This window comes from Bacillus sp. ISL-78, assembly GCF_018613455.1.
GTDB classification, from domain to species: domain Bacteria; phylum Bacillota; class Bacilli; order Bacillales; family DSM-1321; genus Peribacillus; species Peribacillus frigoritolerans.
The window spans coordinates 106,237-126,885 of record NZ_JAGGQC010000002.1; the positions used below are offsets into that span (position 1 = coordinate 106,237).

At 35.9% G+C, this 20,649-nt stretch carries 13 protein-coding genes; 1 reads left to right on the forward strand and 12 read right to left on the reverse strand.

The genetic code is table 11. From position 1 onward, the window contains the following. Positions 1-29 precede the first annotated feature (29 nt). The 11 genes from J7I96_RS00940 to J7I96_RS00990 form a co-directional block, all read right to left on the reverse strand. Positions 30-4,748 (reverse strand): non-ribosomal peptide synthetase, encoded by a 4,719-nt coding sequence (locus J7I96_RS00940; RefSeq protein WP_214923226.1) that lies wholly within the window; start codon positions 4,746-4,748, stop codon positions 30-32. 26 nt (positions 4,749-4,774) lie between these two features. After that, the gene (locus J7I96_RS00945; RefSeq protein WP_214773623.1) at positions 4,775-5,041 is read right to left on the reverse strand and encodes a phosphopantetheine-binding protein; all 267 of its coding nucleotides are present in this window, start codon (positions 5,039-5,041) and stop codon (positions 4,775-4,777) included. Between the two features lie 10 nt (positions 5,042-5,051). Then, on the reverse strand, positions 5,052-12,584 hold the full coding sequence (locus J7I96_RS00950) for a non-ribosomal peptide synthetase (RefSeq protein ID WP_214923224.1): 7,533 nt from the start codon (positions 12,582-12,584) through the stop codon (positions 5,052-5,054). A gap of 12 nt (positions 12,585-12,596) precedes the next feature. Continuing rightward, on the reverse strand, positions 12,597-13,256 hold the full coding sequence (locus J7I96_RS00955) for a hypothetical protein (RefSeq protein ID WP_214923222.1): 660 nt from the start codon (positions 13,254-13,256) through the stop codon (positions 12,597-12,599). Beyond that, positions 13,247-13,957 (reverse strand): 4'-phosphopantetheinyl transferase family protein, encoded by a 711-nt coding sequence (locus J7I96_RS00960; protein WP_214923220.1) that lies wholly within the window; start codon positions 13,955-13,957, stop codon positions 13,247-13,249. Before J7I96_RS00960 ends, J7I96_RS00955 begins: the two co-directional genes overlap by 10 nt. Positions 13,958-14,315: 358 nt before the next feature. After that, positions 14,316-14,603 carry a transposase gene (locus tag J7I96_RS00965; protein ID WP_053533732.1) on the reverse strand — a complete coding sequence of 96 codons (288 nt, stop codon included), beginning with the start codon at positions 14,601-14,603 and terminating at the stop codon, positions 14,316-14,318. A gap of 88 nt (positions 14,604-14,691) precedes the next feature. Next, positions 14,692-16,284, reverse strand: coding sequence for a hypothetical protein (locus tag J7I96_RS00970; RefSeq protein ID WP_214923217.1), 1,593 nt, complete (start codon positions 16,282-16,284; stop codon positions 14,692-14,694). Next, a complete protein-coding gene (locus tag J7I96_RS00975; protein WP_214773628.1) occupies positions 16,259-16,975 on the reverse strand; it encodes an ABC transporter ATP-binding protein in 717 nt (238 codons plus the stop codon). The genes J7I96_RS00970 and J7I96_RS00975 overlap by 26 nt, the downstream gene beginning before the upstream one ends. Positions 16,976-17,024: 49 nt before the next feature. After that, positions 17,025-17,813 (reverse strand): ABC transporter permease, encoded by a 789-nt coding sequence (locus tag J7I96_RS00980; protein WP_214923215.1) that lies wholly within the window; start codon positions 17,811-17,813, stop codon positions 17,025-17,027. Continuing rightward, positions 17,810-18,715 carry an ABC transporter ATP-binding protein gene (locus J7I96_RS00985; protein WP_214773630.1) on the reverse strand — a complete coding sequence of 302 codons (906 nt, stop codon included), beginning with the start codon at positions 18,713-18,715 and terminating at the stop codon, positions 17,810-17,812. The genes J7I96_RS00980 and J7I96_RS00985 overlap by 4 nt, the downstream gene beginning before the upstream one ends. Then, entirely contained in the window at positions 18,712-18,951 is a 240-nt protein-coding gene (locus J7I96_RS00990) for a PLD nuclease N-terminal domain-containing protein (RefSeq protein WP_034305547.1), read from the reverse strand. The genes J7I96_RS00985 and J7I96_RS00990 overlap by 4 nt, the downstream gene beginning before the upstream one ends. A 405-nt stretch (positions 18,952-19,356) precedes the next feature. On the opposite strand from J7I96_RS00990, the gene J7I96_RS00995 reads away from it, so the two are divergent. Further along, the gene (locus J7I96_RS00995) at positions 19,357-19,902 is read left to right on the forward strand and encodes a helix-turn-helix domain-containing protein (protein WP_034305549.1); all 546 of its coding nucleotides are present in this window, start codon (positions 19,357-19,359) and stop codon (positions 19,900-19,902) included. Between the two features lie 186 nt (positions 19,903-20,088). Here J7I96_RS00995 and J7I96_RS01000 read toward each other — a convergent pair whose 3' ends face one another. Beyond that, positions 20,089-20,649 carry a thioredoxin family protein gene (locus tag J7I96_RS01000; protein WP_063595196.1) on the reverse strand — a complete coding sequence of 187 codons (561 nt, stop codon included), beginning with the start codon at positions 20,647-20,649 and terminating at the stop codon, positions 20,089-20,091.

Consider the following 20,649-nt stretch of genomic DNA (forward strand, 5'->3'; position numbering starts at 1 on the left):
ACAATCATTCCATTAAACCAGTAATCACCTTATTTATTAGAATTCAATATATGAAACAAATCTTCCTCAGTGAGCATCGCATCCGGGAAATCACTTTCTATTAAAGAACCTTGGTCAAACTCAGTTCCCTTGATTTCCTTGACGACTTCACCAATAGCTTCTATTATTAAGTTCATTTTTTCTTCAGCTAATTTTGAAATGATTTTTATGATTAGTTTTCCATCCTGGATAAATGACAGGAAATGCAGTTTTGGTTTATTTTCAAACTCACCAAAGTCCCTGCTATTGGATGATTCAAATTGAGAATCCAATCTTCCTAAGTAATTAAAAGTCACGTGGATATCCGGATCCTGAATGACCCCTGGTCGTAAATACTTGATGACGCCATAATCAAAACCTTTATTTGGGATTTCCCTTATAGCATTCTTTGTGTTTTTTAAAGTGTCGTCAAACGTCTCATCTGAATGCAGCAATATTGGATACATCGCAGTAAACCAGCCAACGGTCCTAGTAACATCGATTGTCTCGTCAACCATTTCCCTGCCATGCCCTTCTACTTCCATCCAGAAGTTCTTTACATCAAAAGATTGGTTCAAGCCCTTTGCGATTAATGACAACAATATTTCTTCTACAGTCGCTTTTGATTCCCTTGATAATTCCTGGATCAAGAATTCAGTTTCTTCCTCACTGAATGATTTCTCCATCGTTCTTTCTTCTTTAGCTATAAAATCTTCCGCTATCTTAAAATCCGTTATTTCACTTTTTATTTTTTGTTCCCAATAGCGTAGGGTTTCAGGGTCCAGCAACGATTCATTGTATTTCTTCAAGAAGTTTGACCAGTCTTTAAATGATGACGTTTTATGAGCAAGCCTTCCTGTTTGATTGTTTAATGCCTGATCATGGAGAGTATTGAAATCCTCAAGTAAAATCCTCCAGGAAACGGCATCAATCAATAAATGATGGATTACCCAAAAGAAGCGATACTTGTTCGGTTGTTCTTTTAAAACAAGCATTTTCATGATCGGCCCATTACTTATATCCAATGAACCTTGAGCCTTACTGTCCCATTCATCTCTCACCCTTATTCGCGTTTCCTCATCCAAATGATGTATATCCTTATAGACTAACTCCCATGTTTTGTGTTCGGAGTCTATATTCCCGATATATTTATTGTCACGTTTTTCAAATAGGGTTAACAATCCATCATGATGTTCCACGAGTTGTGATAGAATTTTTTCAATGTCCTCCATTTGAGCACAGGAATCTTTACTAAAAACAATGGACTGGTTCCAATGATTGATGGAAGCAGTGTGCTCCGCAAAGAACCACTCTTGGATGGGGGTCAGTTCCACATTCCCTCTAGTGGCTATAGGTTGAATCATGACCTTATTTTCGGTTTTCGCGATCGCTGCCAGCTCTGCTACCGTTTGATTTTCAAAAATTGATTTAGGACTGATGATTATACTTTCCTGCCTTGCTAGTGAACATATTTGAATGCTCTGAATGGAATCGCCGCCAAGTTCAAAAAAGTTATCCCGGATACTGATATCATCCAACCCTAAGACACTTTTAAAAATTCGAAGAAGCACTTTCTCATTGAACGTTTCAGGTTTTTCCAATGTATTGCTTCTGGTTACTGGTATCGGAAGAAGTGCTGAATCAATTTTCCCATTTGCATTTAATGGGAATTTATCTACTTGCATAAAGAATGAAGGAATCATGTAACTTGGTAATCTCTCTTTTAAAAATGCTTTTAAGTGATCGTAATCAACTTGTTGGCTGGATGTGAAATAAGCGATTATTTGTTTATTTAGGTTTGGCTGATCCTGAACCTTAATGAATGAGTCACTTACTTGCGGATACGTATTGAGGTTGACCGAAATCTCATCCACTTCCACACGGAAACCTCTGATTTTCACTTGATTATCTTTACGCCCCAGAAAAATCAACTCACCATCGCTCGTGAATTTTGCAAGGTCACCGCTGCGATACAAACGCTTTCCAGCTTTAAAAGGATGTTCAATGAACTTTTCTTTTGTTAAATCATCATTATTCACATATCCAACAGCTAACCCTTCACCACCAATATATATTTCCCCTGCAGCACCGATTGGTACGAGTCTTTGCTCAGGACTTAATAAATAGACGTCAGTATTCAGGATGGGTTTGCCTATCGGGACTTTATTATTGGTAGTCCCATTGTTTTCATACGCTTTAAACATCTCGATCGTGGTCCATACTGAATATTCCGTTGGACCGTAGGCATTATAAAAATTTATATTTTGATAGAGATCCAGCAAGGTTAATGGACATTCAGACCCGGCTGAACCGACGAATTTCACATGGGAGCCCTCTATATTGAGCTCTTGTAATACTGCAGGCGGCAATACTAGATGCGTTAACTTTTCGCTTTTGATTTGATTTTCCAATGCGAATAAATCAAACATTTTCTCCTTATTATTCCCGATATGCAGCTCTGCACCATTTAATAAGCTTCCAAAAATCTCATATATAGAAGCGTCAAAATTAAAAGTGGCAAATTGTAATACCTTTGAGGTCTCATCAAGTTGTAAGTACTTGTTTTGACTTATTATTAAATTCACTACGCCTCTATGGGATAACATGACACCTTTTGGTTTTCCTGTCGTTCCAGAAGTATAGATTATGTAAGCCAGATCGGAAGGTGCAATAGATTCGTTACAGCACTTGGTAGCCACGTAATGTACGGATTCAAGATCAATCACCTTAGCTATTTTTTTAATGGCAGGAGCCACAACTTGATTCGTAATGCATATATCCATTTTCGAATCATTGACGATATATTCCAATCTTTCAGCTGGCAGCATGGGGTCAAGCGGAACGTATGCACACCCGGCTTTAATGATTCCCAGCATGCCGATTACCATATCAATCGATCTGTTTACATGCAGGCCTACCTTATTAGAACCGTTTTCGGTATGATTTCTGACCAGTTTCGCAATCACATTCGACCTTTGATCCAATTCCGCATAAGTAATGGCCTGACCATTATCAGCAACGGCTAATTTGTTTGAATGCTTCTTGACGATTCTTTTGAATATGGAGGTGATCGTCTCATTTTGATGTGCATCCGAAACCTCACCTTGCCACTCAAATAACAATTGATTCATTTGTTTGTCATCTAAATACTCCAAATGACAGATAGGCATATCCGCATTTCTGCAAATTTGGAATAACCATTTTTCGAAACTCAGCATGAGTCTTTCAATTGTTTCCCGTCTGAAAAGTTCGTCGGAATACTCGAATTCCAGGATTAACTCATGAGAACCCTTCACCTTTATAGTCAGGTCATAATTTGAATAAGGAATATCGAATTTGTCTTGTTCAAGAGTGAAGAATGCATTGCTAAAGTTCCCATCAAAGCTTTCTTCCATTGCCAAAGCTGTTTGGAACAATGGGGAATGACTGAGATCCCTGTCTGGATTAATGATTTCAACGATTTTTTCAAATGGAAAAGCCTGATGTTCCAATACATCCAGTATCACTTTACGATTCCGGTTCAATATTTCCTGAAATGATTCTGATGGATCAACGGTCAGCTTCAATGGCAGCGTATTGACAAAGCATCCAACTGTCCGGGCAAATTCTTCTTGGCCACGGTTTGCCACGGTACTCCCGACAATGATTGTATTCTTCCCGGTATACCGACTTAAAAACACTTGATATGCGGTCATCATAAAAGCATATAAAGTCGTACCATTCTCCTTTAAAACCCTGTCAATACATGCACGAAGTTCATTCGTTATGACCATTTCCAGTCTTTCTCCTGAGTAAGAAGGTGATTTTGGACGTTGAAAGTCAAATGGAAGGTCTAATGCTTCTTCCTCTTGATCTAAATAACTTTCCCAAAACCTCCTTTGGCTTGGCGTACTTTCCTTGACCCACTCCTTATGCCAGACAGCATAATCCAAATATTGCATGTCCAGAGGGGGAATATCCCCACCCCTGCCTGTTTGAATTCTTTCATAAATCTCCAATAATTCTTCGAAAAAGGTGACAAACGATACCCCATCAAAAATGATATGGTGAAAATTGCATACCAAATAATGTTTTTCCTCATCAACTCGAAATAGTTTCATATTAAATAAATGATCATTTTCCAGGTCGAAGCATCTTTCCATTTCTTCAGTAAGATGGGAAGTGACCATTAAATCGCTGACTTCGGGATTTAATCCCCGGCAGTCTTCATAGGCAATCATGTTTCGGCTTTTTTTTGATATGAATTGAAGGATTTGATGTTTTTCACCTCTTAAATTAGTTCGCAAAGTTTCATGGCGTTCAATCATGAAATCTAATGCCTGCTGCAGGTCATCAATGTCCACAACGCCATTTAAAATGAATTTAAATGGCATATTATAGAGCATTTTCCTTTCATCCAGACTGTCGAACAGATACATTCTATCTTGATTATGAGAAAGCATTCCTTCACTTTTCCCACGTTTATAAGGCTTATTTACCTCGTCTTCCCTCATGTCGAGGAGCATGTCCAGAAAACTTGCCAGTTTTTCTATATTCCATTGACTTGAAATGATTTCCGGTGTTAATTGAATACCAAACTCCTGTTTTATCGAAGACAAAAACTCATCTTTTTTTTCATTTGTGCTTAGTGATTCATTCATGTCCTCTACTAGTGATAGTTTAAAAGGTTCAATAACAATTGAAATCAAGTGTAATAGCCTATCTTCCGTTTCACTGATCATCCTGTTCATAGAAAAACACCTCAATTCTTTTCCATTCAACTTAACTTTTGCATATCGTCCAATTGTTTGATGAGTACAGATAGTTCCTTGATGGTGGATTGTTCGAACATCACTTTGATTGGTAATCTCACTCCCAGGTTATTCTTCACCATTTGAATAAATTGCATGGCTAAAAGGGAATTCCCACCTAAGTCAAAGAAGTTGGAATCTGTATCTATTGTCTCTTGTTCTAAAATTTCGTTCCAAAATCCAATAAGCTTTTCCTCAATTAATCTTTCCTTCACCGCAATAGTTGTCTCCATATATTTCCCCTCATTTCACTTTCGATTTTTCCAGCATGTCACTTAAGATTTGATTAAATATAGAAAGTACGGATGACCTTAACTGTGGATTGACCGCTGCCTCATTAAATTTAATTTGAACACTTGAACCAGGGGTGATGATGATGACGATTGGATAATGGGTCGTTTCCCGTCCTTCTTTCAAACTCACATGGATTTCATCATTATTAGCTAGTTTCATCGGATAGTTTTCAAAAGCATACAATGATTCAAATAATTGGCTTTCCAAATTAGCCCACTCATAAATCTCTGATAATGGTGTATTCTCATAGGCACTTAATTCCAAAAATTCATTTTGAACTTCATCCAGTATTTCCATGTAGTTCTTTTCGTGGCTGATATGCTTGATGAACGGCACAGTATTGATAAATGGACCAACCATTGCCTCAATATTTTGGATAGGAATATTCCTTCCGGATGTCACTACGCCGCAGCATACATTTTCCGTACCTTTTATTTCTTTCAAAGTGGTTAGCCAAACGGTTAGAAAGAAAGTATTCATGGTAATCTTGTATTCCTGACAGAATCGTTGAATGGAATCACTTAATTCCTCATCCAATACTTTCAAGTAGCTGTTCTCAATGTACCCCTCGCCTTCCAACACTCCCATTAAACGAGATCCGGAACTTCGAGCACCTTCCAATTTCCCTGCCCAATAGTCCCGCAGCTCCTTATTACTTGTATAATCTTTCATATATTCAACATACTTTTTAAATGAAGGACTCACGGATGATGATGGTGTTATTGAATGATAAGCAGCAAAAATGTCATTAATCACCATCGAGTAACTCCAACCATCCATAATAATATGATGGAATGTCCATACTAATTGGTATTGATTTTCCGCAAGCTTAACGATCATGAAGCGATTCAACTTATTATTCTCGATATCTATGATCTTATATTGATCTGCTAACAACTCTTCCAACTTCTCTTGATGATCGATTATTTCTTCATAGTCAATCTCGGTATCCATGGAACTCATTAACAGTTGGTAGAATACCCCTTTTCTGCTTGAATATAATTTGGTTTTTAAAATGTCATGTTTCCCTGTAGTTGTCACAATGGCATTGATTAATTTTTCGACGTCCAGATAACCTTTAATATCAAAAATGAGCTGCACTTTATACTGGCTGCTTTCACTATCAAACAAGCTATGGTACAACATCCCTTTTTGCAAAGCCGTCAATTCATAAATATCAACAACTCCTGTTTCTTTGTGCAATAGTTGGTTAAGTTCCTCCTCAGGCATATCCACCAATGGAAAGTCTTCCGGACGGTACATCTGTTTTCCCGATGTTTCTTCTTCCAATGTCCGTAACGATTCCAGCAAATTGTGTTGCATATATTGCTCAAAATCTTCTCTTACGAAATGTCTGTTATAGTTTATTTTTATAGTTTGCTCCTCATTCACTACAAGCAATTCGATATCGACTTCATGTTCGGTATAGGAATTATGTTGAATATCTTGTTCACTAAAAAAGGTGACCTCTTTTGCAGCCCATTCATTGTTTTGGTGAAATCTACCTAGATTATTGAAACTGATGATCGGCCTATTTTGTTTCATATGTGTCTCGCCGCATAATTCGGTTATGATCCCATACTCAATCCCTTTATTGGGCAGGGTCCTCAACTTTTTCTTTGTACCTTGAATCGTGTTCGAAATGGATTCTTTATTTTCTATATAAACCGGGCACATGGTCGTAAACCAGCCTACTGTCCTGGACAGATCGATACCTGGAAATAACTCTTCGCGACCATGTCCCTCTAAAGTAAAATGAATATCTTTTTTATTAAAATATTTCCCGATCAGCGCTGCGAAAATGGATAAGTATATTTCATCGATAGATGCTTTATACGCTTTTGTCATATCATTATAGATTTTGTTTGTAATCTCTTTATTCAGTTTCATTTCAAATGATTTTCCATCGTAAACATTTCCTGTTTTGACCAGGGCGTTTTCATATACCGTTTCATGTTCATTCAGCCAGTACTCTTTAATGCCTAAAGGAATGCTATTTTTATATTCATTGAGGTTATTCGCCCATTCCTTATATGATGTCGTTTTATTATCCAGTTTTAATTCCTGATTGTTTATATCTTGAATATATAGCCGATCAAAATCTTCGATCAAGATTCTCCAGGAAACCCCATCAACAAGTAAATGATGAATGATCCAAATGATTACATGCTCGTTTTGCCCAGTATTGATGCATACCATTTTCATTAGTGGTCCGTTTGTGATGTTGATGCCCTGTTGTGCACCGATTCCGAGTCTAGCAATTTCCCGTTCCTGTTTGTCCTTATTCATGTCTGATAGATTTACGTAATTCAAAGTCCAATATTCAGAAGTGTCGATATGCTTATCCACTTGCGAAAATGATTCTTCTCTATTGAACCTTGATCTGAGCCCATTATGATGTCTGACGATATGGGCCATGATTCTTTGCAGCCGTTTTTCATTCAATTGCGGGTAGCCCTTTAACGTTACAGATTGATTCCAATGATTATAATTATTTATTTGTTGAGTGAAAAACCAACTTTGAATAGGTGTAAATGGTGCCTTTCCAAAAACATCAGACTGATTTATCGTTAAATCTCCCGTCAATTTAACAACCTTTGCCAACTCTTCAATACTTTGTTTTTCAAAGATGTTTTTGGAAGTGATGAGAAGATTTTCTTTCTTGGCAAGTGAACAAATTTGAATGCTGAGGATGGAGTCTCCACCACATTCGAAAAAGTTATCAAAGATGGTTATTTCCTGATTATTCAGCACCTCTTTCCATATCTTTAACAATTTTTGTTCCGTTCCATTCATGACACTTTCACTGTTATTTCCTTCCGGGTTCGTTTTTGTATCCGGCAACCTCTTCGCATCCACTTTGCCGTTAACGGTTAGCGGAAAGGACTCCATTTTAATGAAATAAGAAGGAATCATATAATGGGGAAGATGATTCTTCATATAATCCCGGATATAATTTTCCTCAAGGTCATTTTCGGAGATATAATAGGCCATGATGAATTTCTTCGATTTAGATTCATCTTTTATCGCTATAAAGCAATCCTTTATACCAGGGCATTTATTTAGAACTGCACTGACCTCCCCAAGTTCGATGCGATATCCGCGTATTTTCACTTGGTCATCAGCCCTGCCTGCAAAGAGTAGATTTCCATCCTCGGCATACTTAACCAAATCTCCAGTTTTATATAGTTTCCCTGAGGTGAACGGGTTTTTAATGAAGCTTTCATCGTTTTTCCCCGGATTATTTATATATCCCCTTGCAATGCCTTTCCCACCGATATACAGCTCGCCTATTTGACCTTTAGGAACAGGCTTCATCCTGGAATTGAACACGTATGCTTCTGCATTCAAAATTGGCTTTCCGATCGGAATCACAGTATCATCACTTGGAAGTACCTTATATGCTGTCGCAACGACCGTACCCTCCGTTGGACCGTAATTATTATATAAATCAAAACTCAAACGATCGGGTATCGTTTTTAAACGATCTCCCCCTGTCAAAATAGCTCTGATTGATTCTGGAAATTTCATATCGTTAATAAATAATTGCTCGAGCAGTCCCGTTGAAAAAAACGCGAGTGTTACCTTCTCCTTTTCCATCTTCTCCGAAAGGATCTCTACATCCAATAAATCATAGTAATCCAATATCAGGAGTTTATTCCCATTCGTCAGATAAGGGAATATCTCCCAAACGGAAGCGTCAAATGATGTATTCGAAGCCAGTACTGCTGCATCCTTTCCATCTACTGAATAATAATTGATATGCCAATTACAGAGGTTGGCCAACCCTCCATGTTCAATCATGACCCCTTTAGGTTTTCCCGTTGTTCCTGAAGTGTAGATGATATAGGCCAGATCACTTTCCGATATCTTTCTTGATTTGAATTCTGAACACTCCATTTCCCGTTCTTTTAGTATGTCTTCGATACATAAAAGTTTTCCTTCATCACCGGGATACTTTGGAAGTCCTTCTTCATTACTTAAACAATATGTGATTTGAGAATCCTCAATCATATGTTTCAGCCGTGACACTGGCTGTGAAGGGTCCAAAGGCACGTATGCCGCCCCAACTTTCATAATGGCTAAAATGGCCGTAACCATATTTATCGATCGATCCATAAAAATCCCGATTCTATCCTCTACACCTACATGATTTAGGAATAAGCGTTGTGCCACCTGATTTACCCGGGCATTTAACTCGCCATACTTCACCTGATCATCACCATGAACAATGGCAACATCATTGAAATTTGTACTCACTTTATTCTCAAACGTGGTTATTACATCTTCAAAACGATGATCTTTCACTTTTTGAGTTACATTGCCTGTCCCCATTTCGATTAATGATCGCAACTGTGCAGGCTCTAAGTAGGTAATGTCCTTTATCCGCTTGTTTTCCTTGGTTGTAATCTCTTGCAGCCAATGCTTAAAATTACTAGCCATTCTTTGAATCGTCGTTTTATTGAATAATGATTTGTTGAATTCAAACGAAATGACTAATTCATCCTCATCCATTTCTTCTGCCTGAACAACCAAATCAAATTTAGCTTTAAAGGTATTGATTTTTTTCGGTTTCAACTTGAAATTCCTATATGCCAGCTTTTCTTTTTGGTTATTTTGCAGGACGAATACTGTATCGAACAATGGCGTATTTCCCATGGTTCTTTCTGCCGATAAATATTTCAAAATCTCCTTAGTAGGTAAATTTTGATGGTCAAAAACACCTGCAATATTTTTTATGTTTTTTCGCAAAATCCCTTCAAATGAATCTTCCTGGGATACATGTAATTTAAAGGGCAAGGTGTTGACGAAATATCCTATCAATTGTTCAGTATCCACATGGTTTCTCTTCGCCAAAGGGCTGCCGACGACAACTTGCTCTTCATCAAAGTAAGCCGATAAAAAGGTTTGATAGGCGGTAAGTAAACTCATGAACAAAGTCGATTTCGTTTTTTTATGAAGACTTTCCAGGTTGTCTTGAATTTCTTTAGGTAACAAAAAGCTGATAATATCGGACGTGCTTTTACCCTCTCCGGTTTTTTGATGATCATATTGTAAAAAGGACTTTTGCCGTAATGCCGTTATTTCATTACACCAGAACTCATTATCCTTACCTGTTACATAATTTGGTGAGTTTTTTTGCCATAAAGCATAATCTCCATATTGGAGTGATTGGTTATCTGTATCATTTCGGTCACCATTCTCGATTTCCTCATAAATGGCAAACCAATCATTGATCATTACTGGAATCGACCAACCATCAAATATAATATGGTGGATGTTACATAATAATTCATATTCACTTTCATTCGTCTTCACTAACGTAATGGATAGGAGGGGACCATTTCCTAAATCAAATTGCCGTTCCGTTTCTTCCTTCACAAAGTGATTCATTTTTTCTTCCTGCATGTCTAAAGGAAGGTCCGAAACATCGATATAATTAATATCATGATGAATCGAATCATCAAAAACCAAGATGCCCACTCCGGCTTCTTCCCTAATGACACTCTTTAAAATTTGATGTTTATTGCTTAGCTTATCTAACGATAATTCCAGGTTTCCCTCATTAACTTCACCTGCTATTTCATACGAAAAAACGATGTTATATAATGATTTGTCTACAATGGTTTGATGAATGAACCACAAATTTTCTTGCTCATATGTTAAGGGGTATGTATTTCTGGCATTGATATGGATAGGTGTATAATCTTGCTTTACCTCTTCTTTTTGACGAGCTTCTATGACTTCGGATAATTTCATAATCGTATCATTTTCCAATAAAACGGAAGGAGCAATTTCAATATGAAATTGATTTTTAATATTGACAATCAATCTCATTATCGATAATGAGTTCATTCCGCTTTCAAGTAGTGACTGATTATTTTTTATAACCCCATTGCCTATGATGCCAACCACTAATTCCCTTACTTTTTCACTTATTGTTTCATCTACAGGATTCTTGATATTTGGTGGAGATTCAAAGTCTTTTATTAAGAATTTTGGTAATAATGATTTATCCAGTTTTCCATTTACAGTTAGGGGGATGTTGTCCACCTTGATAAAAAAGCTTGGTATCATATACGCTGGCAATGAGCTTTTTACACTTTCCCTCAAATAATCAGCAGCTAATTCTTCATCAGCAACATAATATAACAATAAATGCATATCATCATTGAACGCTTTATCCATCGTAACAACTGCATTCTTGATATTTTGCAAACCATTATACGCGCTCTCTATTTCCCCTAATTCAATCCTGAAACCTCTTAGCTGCACTTGCTCATCATTCCTGGAGATATATTGCAGATCACCATCATCCAACAGTTTCACTACATCCCCTGACTTATAGTAGCGGACATTATCAATATCCTTAAATTTCATCTCATTCATCATCGGATTTTTATAGTAGCCAAGCGATACACCTTTTCCCGAAACGTATAACTCGCCCTCTTCCTCTCCAGCTACTTCTTCTCCATTTTGATTCATCACTTTGAATCCAAGATGAGGCAAGACTTTTCCGATATTGGTCATTCCTTTTTCAACATCACTATTGGTGATTTCTTTATATGTTACATGAACGGTCGTTTCAGTTATTCCATACATATTTATCAGCTTTGGCAGCCTGCCATTTTCGGGAGAAAACCACTGCGTCAATTTCTTGAAGTTTAATGCTTCCCCTCCAAAAATAATGTATTTTAAACTTAATTCATTTTGACGATTCAGGAGCTCACCACTCACTTCGAAGAAAGCGCTTGGCGTACAATTAAAAACGGTTGCTTGTGTATTTATCAATAATTCAACAAAGGATATTGGATTTCTGCTTTCTTCAAATGAAACCACTACAACTTCTCCGCCATATATCCAAGCCCCCCACATCTCCCAGACGGAGAAATCAAATGCGTAGGAATGGAAAAATGTCCATTTATCTTTATTAGTAAACTCGAACAAATCGTCGCAGCCATAAAATAAGTTCATGACATTTCCATGTGAAACGCAAACTCCTTTAGGTTTTCCTGTAGAGCCCGATGTGAAAATGATATAGGCTGGATCCTCCGGGTCAATTAGTGTATGTAGATTCTCACCTGTCATTTCTTTTGAATTCTCAATCACTTCATCAATGGATACATAATTACAATCCATGTCGCCATTCCGGCTTTTATCCCCAATTAATAACTTCAATTCTGAATTCTTTATTATATGCTTTACTCTTTCACCAGGACTTTTGGGATCGATAGGTACATAAGTAACACCCAATTTAAGTAAGGCTATGATCAAAAATAAAACATGCTCGGATTTTTCAATATAGATTCCGACATTGTCTCCTTTATTTATCCCTTTGTCCTTTATGTACATTGCCATTTTATTTGCCAAGATATTCGTTTCTTTATATGTAAATTGCATATCCTTATTTCTTACTGCTACATTGTCTCCATATTGCCTAACACTTTCTTCAAATAAATTCGCTAAAGAATTCATATTCATCATTTTCCCCCATTATTTTAAATATGTGCCTGATGCAACTGTCAACATATGAAAAACCAAAGAAATCAAAGCGATTACAATCGTTATGATCCATGCATTTCTTCTCTTAATGAGCGCCAATTTTTCCAGACTATAGCTGAATAGAATTAAACTGACAATGTAAAACAACTCAAACTCGGCCATGAATGTGTGAAGGATGGAATTTTTATCATGCACCAGTAAGGATAAACTAGTGAATGTCGTTTCCTTGCTCTTAACCAATAATGCGATGATTGCATTAACACCAGATCCAATCACGATGCATACCCCTGCATTTATGACAGCTTGGCAAATCCCTTTAATATTTACCGGCCTTTCTTTTAAAACTAAAAATAATAGGCACACAATTAATATTTGTATGATGAATGTAACCAATAATCCAAGAGCCCCCATTACAATTGTGTTAATGGCAAAACTCATGGCTCCAATCTCTGAAATGGACATGCCATTTAATACGTCCATCCCTTTTTGATCTGCAGAATATAACAAAAGCGTCGTTTCGATACCTGCTATTAAACTGAGTATCAATAACGAAATGATTAACTTGTGAACTCTATCCTCTTTTTTAAAAAGATATTGTACTAATTTGTTATTGTTTTTTAATTCAGCATTCGCTTCCATTTTTAATTCCATTGGTATTCCCCCTCAATTATTTTCGTAGAATTTATCGGAAAGGTAACACTCCTTATTTCATCATTCACAAGTTCAACCGTTGATTTATATTGGGAAAAATTTTTATAGAAAAGTGAGATGTTATCTTGATCCATATCAACCTTGGAAATCTCATAGATTTCAAGTGGAGAGGTCAATCCTGTTTTTAGTATCTTTGATAGACTTTCTTTTGCACTAAAGAAAATTTCTTTACTTAAAACACCCTCGCTTTCCTTAATCATTTTTTTCTCAGATTCCGTTAAATAGGTTTCTAAAAATTCGGAATCCGTATTCGTTTTATTCTCAATATCGATTCCCATTGGATGCAATTGATCAAAAAGCAATATTCCGAATGTTTTATCCGTATGTGTGATGGATATACCCACGTTCATTAATAAGAACAAATTTGCAACAATGACCGGCTGTCCAAAGACTCCTTTCAACAGTGATACATTCTTTATTTCATCCATGCCTATACCTAAAAACTCCATAATTGCTTTTTTTCCACAGTACAAACTTTTCTTTGCTTCGATGAATCTTTTGGGACCATTTTGCAAATTTAGATAATTCCATTCTTTTTCGTTGAAAATATCATCAATATAGTCCAAATTGACTGAATCCGCTTCATAAAACTTGATATAAGATTTATAAATTTTTTTCTTATTCATAAAATATTCAATCAATTATAATTTTCCTCCCCTCTTTTTTCTAGAAATCTCGCATTTATTCTCCATTTTTCCCCTATTAAATTTCTTTTTTTATACAATTATTTCATTTTCTAGGTTAAATATTACCTATTATCATTATCGATAACACTTTATCACAACAATTTTGCCGAGTCCATTAAAAATTTGTAAATTATCTACATTACATAATAACTTTACCAATTTTTATTATTTTTCTTCTTTAGTAATATTTTCATAGGACTTATCGTGGGAATTTGAATGAAAAAATCAACTTGAAATTTTCTAATTAAAAAAGCCATATTTTATTTTCCACTATAATTTGTGAAAAATAAAATATGGCTTTGATACTGTTCAATCATTTTGGTTGTTTAATAAAAATGTGCATGGCCTTTTTTAATATCTCATTCTCTTCCTGTAGATCTTTGATTATTTTATCCTTTTCCTCTTTCAGACTGAGTCCTGAAAAACCATTACTGGAGTCCGCCGAGCCAACTTCATTTGTTTCTTTATAGATATTGATCCAATTTCTTAATGTAGGTATGGATATATTAAGTTCTTCGGCCAATTCCCTAGGTTTTCTGCCTTCTTCCAATACTAATCGAGCAGCATAAATTTTAAAATCTTTATCATGGTGCTTCCCCATAATAAGACACTCCTTTTTTAAATTTATTTAGTGCCGATTTTCTATACTTCCTTTATCAAACGAAAATGTTTTTCTAATATAAAGACTTTCATAAGTTTAATTTCAATCTATTAATCAAAATGGAATTGATCGCTATTGAGATCACTAAAATCATTAGCGCTCCAATCAGGGGTTGGACACTGAACCAAACCAAGCCAAAATGAATCGCTGTTACCAAGATCAATAATGGCAATCCATAAAGCAGGCTTATTAATACATTGGGGTTGGATTTAATTGCAGCAGATGGGTTCTCCCATTCTATACTAGGATTTTTCATATCATATAATGGTGTTAGAAGATTATAGCAAACCACTAAACAAGAAGTGATTAATAACATGACTGCATTTTCCATTTCCCAATACCCAAATAGGGCAAATATCAAAAAGCTGATCACCACGGCTATAATACTGATTATTGATGAAAGTATCACCTTAGAAAAATAAACATATTTTTCATCAAACGGGACGCTTTTCAGTAAATAATGGTATTTACCTTCTCTTGAATATGGGGTTCCGCTTATATTATTTATACAACACAGGAATAGGACCGAATAGGAAAAGTATTTATCAAAAACTCCCTCTTTCGTTATATTCAAATAATTCGGGAACACTTCATTCTGAATCAGCAATAACATGACAAGTGAAAAGGTCGGAGGCAAAAGAAGACCTAAAGCGATTTGCATCTTAAAATATGCTTCAGACTTAATGATCCATATCTCTCTTTGTAAATAATTACTCCATTGATTTTTTGATATATTTACCTTTGAGTTTTTCATATTCGCTTTGTTGTTTCCCAATATCCCGTTTTTAAAGTAATGAACAGAAATGTTCTCTATAATCATTGAATACAAAAGGAAACCTATTACCATTATCGAAATATAAATAATGAAAAATTGAACGGTTATTTCATTTGATACAAAAGCACCCACTATCCATTTGATCACTGGAATCATATTTGCGGTTTCAAATATATGTCTCATCAACAATTCCAACGAGTTTTTGAGCCCTTCAAAAGAATTCAAATCTATTTCCGAGATGACCTTTGAAATGGCAACTGATGATTTTCCTGCAAAATATACAATGGAAATAATCATAAGCGTTAGAATGATAGCCATGTTAACCATTAAGTATGCTACTTTACTTTTGAATCTATAATAATGCCTATTCATGCACGATAGGATAAAAAGCAGGAACAAAGCCGTTAAACCATTGACAATTGGTAAAAATGTGATTAACTTAATTGCTTCGATAAACTTTAGATCGACTATCAAGAAGCCTAATGTTGGCACTTGGATCATCATTGATAAGATGATCGGGACCCATAAGCTACTTAACACTTTGGCCCTTGATATTTCCTTATAGGTGAGTGGCAGAGGTGCCAATACTTTAAATTCATCATAAGAAAATATTTGTGATGTGGACAAATAGCAAACCAATGCAAAGACGAGAATGCTGGAAATCGTTAAATTATAAAACAGGAAGACCTGGGTATCTCCAAGAAAATAAACAAAGGCGTTAACGACAGTCAGCTGCAAAAACATATAAAAAACGGCTATTATCAGGACAGCCTGCAACATTGTCTGCTTGGGCATTTTATAGAAGGAAGAAACGAAAAATCTAGTTAACTGAAGTTTTTCCTTCATATACCTGAGCCTCCATAAAGGTAGATTCTAATGAACTTTCACCTATTATATTTTTTATCTCATCATGCAGGATGATTTTTCCCTCTTTTAAAATAGCCACTGTATTACAAATTTTCTCTGCCACATCGAGCAGATGCGTCGAGAAAAACACTGTACCACCCATTTCAACATATTGTTTGATTGACCCCTTAAAAACTAAAACGGCGTTTGGATCTAATCCGTTCAATGGTTCATCCATAATGATGATCGGGGGATTAATGGTAAAAGCCGCTATCAGGGATACCTTATGCATCATTCCATAAGAATAACTTCCCATTGGCTTTTTAATGGACTCCTGCATCCCAAACCGATTGATATATTTCCCCAACCGTTCTTTGTCATCATTTCCATATAGGTTCATCAAGAAACGAATCCAATCAAATCCCGAAACATTGTTAAACACATTGATAGTATCAGGAATGAAGAAAAATTGTTTTTTATATTCTATGCCGTCTTCTTTGGTCAGGCCATTTATTTCAACCTTTCCATTTTCTGAATCTAAAATGCCTGTAATGATGTTCAGCGTCGTGGTTTTCCCTGCACCATTCGCTCCTATAAAACCTAAGGTTTCCCCTTTTTTGATTTCTAGATTTACACCATTCAAAATCTTCTTGGCCGAGTAGCTTTTCTCCAAATCTGTGATGCTTAACAAAGTTATCATCCTTCCATCACTTCATGATTAATACATTTCCATCCTCAACTTATTCATTATTGAATTTCTTTTTAGAAATCCATATGTTCGTTATCAATATCGTTACTGCCGTCCATGCAAGTGCAGCTAATGCACCCCAAACCGCCTGTGAATTGACTGTGCCTAAAATCAGTACTTCCATGGCATGCTTACTCATGCTTGCCGGATTCACATTGTCTATTACCGGACTTAATCCAACTATGATTCTGCAGCCGAGGAGAAATACTATCGAAATTAATGCAATGATACCCTGGCTATTAAAAATGGTACTGATCATCGTCGTGAATGAAACGATAACTAGGATCCACAGCAGATAGAACAGTAAAGCAACTATTAAATCCCCAAAATCAACACTCGTAAACAAAAAAACTACATACAGATATGAAACCAAATATCCCAATGCCACACTGCAGGCAACAAACAGGTAATTGGAAATGATTTTCCCGCTTAAATAAGATCCAACCGTCACAGGCCTTGTAAGTATGAAAGCAAGCATCCCATTTGCTTTATCGGATTGAACGACTCCCATCATGGAAACGATGATGATCATGACCCCTAACTGATCAAATTGAGACCCTAAAGTACTGGCAAGAACTTCGCCGCCTTTTTGGGCAGCCATGCTTGGATCAATGGTGATCCCTTGGCCCCCGCCCAGTGCCTCTAATATTGAAGGTAAATAATAGCTTACAACTGGTTGAGTTATTCCTAAAAATATAAATACAAGCGGCAGCCAAATCACTTTAAATTCACGTACCATCTGAACAAATTCCTTTTTAGCTAAAACGGCAAAGTTATTCATTTTTCCACCACCAATTTTAAGAATATCTCTTCCAATGTATCGTTATCTATTTCGAACCTGACAAGATCAACATTATGCTCCAAAGCATTCGCCAGTAACATATTCTTGTTTGACTCAATATCTTCCACTTCTATCTTCAATTTGTTCCCCATTACCTCTACACCTTTGACGAAGTTCAAGCTTTTAACGTTTTCAATCCATTTTTGACTTTTAGAGGTTATGTCGACATTGATTTTATTTCCGCTATTCCTGTTCAATAATTCTGACATCGTTGTGTCCTCAATTTTTTTACCGCTTTTTATAATGACAAACCTCTCACATATTTCTTCTGCATCGCTTAATATATGCGTCGATAATAAAATTGTCGTATCTTTCTTTATCTCTTTGATGATATTCAACACTTCTCTCCGGCCGATGGGATCTAATGCCGAAACCGGTTCATCCATGACAATCAATGCCGGTTTATGTAACAGCGCCTGTGCAATACCAAGCCTTTGTTTCATTCCGCCCGAAAAAGTCCGCACCTTTGAATTCTCTTCCCCGCTCAACCCCACTTTCGACAATATCTCTGGGATTCCGTTTAATAATTCTTCTTTCTTGATACCCGAAAGCTGCCCCATGAAAGTAAGGGTTTCTTTGGCGGTCATCCATTGAAAGAAGTTAGGGTATTGTGGTAAGTAGCCTATTTCCTTTTTCATTTTTGAAATTTTCTTACCATCAAGCAATACTTCTCCCATACTTGGATCTATAATATCTGCAATCACTTTTATCAGTGTCGATTTACCAGCCCCATTTGGCCCAATCAATCCAACACATTCACCTGATTGCAATTCCATTGAAAAATTATTGACCGCTGTTTTTTCTTTGAATTTTTTTGTAACATTTTTAATTTCTAATTTCATATTCTTTCACTGTCCTTTCTACCGATAACGAAGTACAGAATTGGACCGATAGTATTTGCAAAAATAATGATGAGTGTCCACAATAAAACATTTTTCCTCGTCTTTCGATTTCTGTATAAATCAATTAATGCTATAAGCACTAAAATCATTCCAATTGCAATTACCGGTAAAATGATCGGCAGAATAGACATGAAATCAATATCTTTCAATTCGTTCCATCCATAATGCAATTCCATATATACCACTCCTTTGGTAACGAAATATTATTATCATTATCGATAATGATAACATCTAATTTGGAATTTTGCACCTATTTTTTTCTTAATAAAATATTGTTTTAGTTTTTATTGTTATTTATAATGATAATATTATCATAATGAATAATAATAAAAATATAGCGATATTTATTAATTTTCACTAAAATGTAGACATTTTTTTAAAAATTAAAATAATTAAAAAATACTTATTATTTACTTAGAAAAAATATTTCGGTACTATTATTTTTCGAACCGTGTCATTTTTATGTAAATGACAATGATTCAAACATTACAATATATGAAGAAGTAAACTTAATATTCATGAACAACAGGAAAGTTCACTAAAAATTATCCAGTTATAATTTCCAATGTGAGGAGAATAAGATGATTAATAAAGCTGAAATTTTAATGCACCCAGTAAGAATAAAGATTACCCAAGCTTTAATGAGAAATAGGGAAAATGGTTTAACACCATTAGAAATGTTAAAAATCATTAAAGATGTACCCCAAGCAACATTATATAGACATATACAGGTTCTTTTGGATTCAGGGGTCATTCGCATAGTAAAAGAGAAAAAAGTGAGATCCGTTTCCGAAAAATACTACGTTTTAAATGAAGAAGAAGCACGACTTAGCGGGGAAGAATGGAAAAAATCCTCTAATGAAAAAAAGGTGAACTATTTTTCTTATTATCAATTATCCCTTATGACCCAATATCAAAACTATCTTACTAAATTGGAAGAAAGAGACTGCGCAGAAGATGGTTCAACCTTTTCCCTTTTAGAACTAAAGCTTGATGATGAAAGCTTCCTTAACTTCCAAAATGAATTGAACGATTTAATGTTAAAATACTACAAAGCAACGAATCAAAGTGCCAAACAAGACTCTCCTATTCGAACAATCGGCGTTACAATTATTCCAGAATCATAAAAAAATGAAAAGGCTGTTCCAAATCCTTGGACTCAAAAACGAATATTATAGAAAAAACCGTTAGGAAACATATCTAAATATTCACCAACCAATCAGGTTGCAGTCCATGTTTTGAAACAGCCCAATAAATTCCATAATGGGCTTACCACCCGTTATGGGACATGACTAAAAGTGATGCACCCGCAATCAGCAACTCCCCAATGTTTCCTTGATACTGCTATATACTTCGTCCCACAGGTGTTTTTCTTCAGCAAAAGCCGCAGTTATCTTTTTAATAACTGCTTTTTGCTCTGCCTCGAAACGTTCATCATCCTTGGCAGGCAGGTCAGACCTTAACTCCATTACGAACTCTTGTACCTTTGGTGCACGAGGTCCCCAAACGGCTTTTTCTTCACCATCCTTATCAATGAATATAAAAATGGGAATCGAACGCGCTGTTCCATTCGTTAAATATTGATCCATCAGTTCAAGATTTTGATCTCGTAAAATCATGCGAGTTTCGATATTTGCCGCTTCAGATATATTCAGGAGTATAGGAATATTCATCATCGCGTCTCCGCACCAGTCTTCAGTAATGACAATAACTCGAAGTTCTTTCTTCTTTAATGCATCAAAAAAATCTTGGTCCTCTGCAGAAGTGGAAAAACCTTGCTGGATCGATTGTAAGTTTTCTTTATGAACTTTCATCGAAGATACAAATTCTTGAGCAGGAATCCCCTTTTCAAACCATTCATTCAGTGTCGTCAT

Coding starts and splice junctions, on each gene's coding strand:
- J7I96_RS00940 (WP_214923226.1), bottom strand. CDS start 4,748: ATGAACAGGATGATCAGTGAAACGGAAGATAGGCTATTACACTTGATT.
- J7I96_RS00945 (WP_214773623.1), bottom strand. CDS start 5,041: ATGGAGACAACTATTGCGGTGAAGGAAAGATTAATTGAGGAAAAGCTT.
- J7I96_RS00950 (WP_214923224.1), bottom strand. CDS start 12,584: ATGAATATGAATTCTTTAGCGAATTTATTTGAAGAAAGTGTTAGGCAA.
- J7I96_RS00955 (WP_214923222.1), bottom strand. CDS start 13,256: ATGGAATTAAAAATGGAAGCGAATGCTGAATTAAAAAACAATAACAAA.
- J7I96_RS00965 (WP_053533732.1), bottom strand. CDS start 14,603: ATGGGGAAGCACCATGATAAAGATTTTAAAATTTATGCTGCTCGATTA.
- J7I96_RS00970 (WP_214923217.1), bottom strand. CDS start 16,284: ATGAAGGAAAAACTTCAGTTAACTAGATTTTTCGTTTCTTCCTTCTAT.
- J7I96_RS00980 (WP_214923215.1), bottom strand. CDS start 17,813: ATGAATAACTTTGCCGTTTTAGCTAAAAAGGAATTTGTTCAGATGGTA.
- J7I96_RS00985 (WP_214773630.1), bottom strand. CDS start 18,715: ATGAAATTAGAAATTAAAAATGTTACAAAAAAATTCAAAGAAAAAACA.
- J7I96_RS00990 (WP_034305547.1), bottom strand. CDS start 18,951: ATGGAATTGCATTATGGATGGAACGAATTGAAAGATATTGATTTCATG.
- J7I96_RS00995 (WP_034305549.1), top strand. CDS start 19,357: ATGATTAATAAAGCTGAAATTTTAATGCACCCAGTAAGAATAAAGATT.
- J7I96_RS01000 (WP_063595196.1), bottom strand. CDS start 20,649: ATGACGACACTGAATGAATGGTTTGAAAAGGGGATTCCTGCTCAAGAA.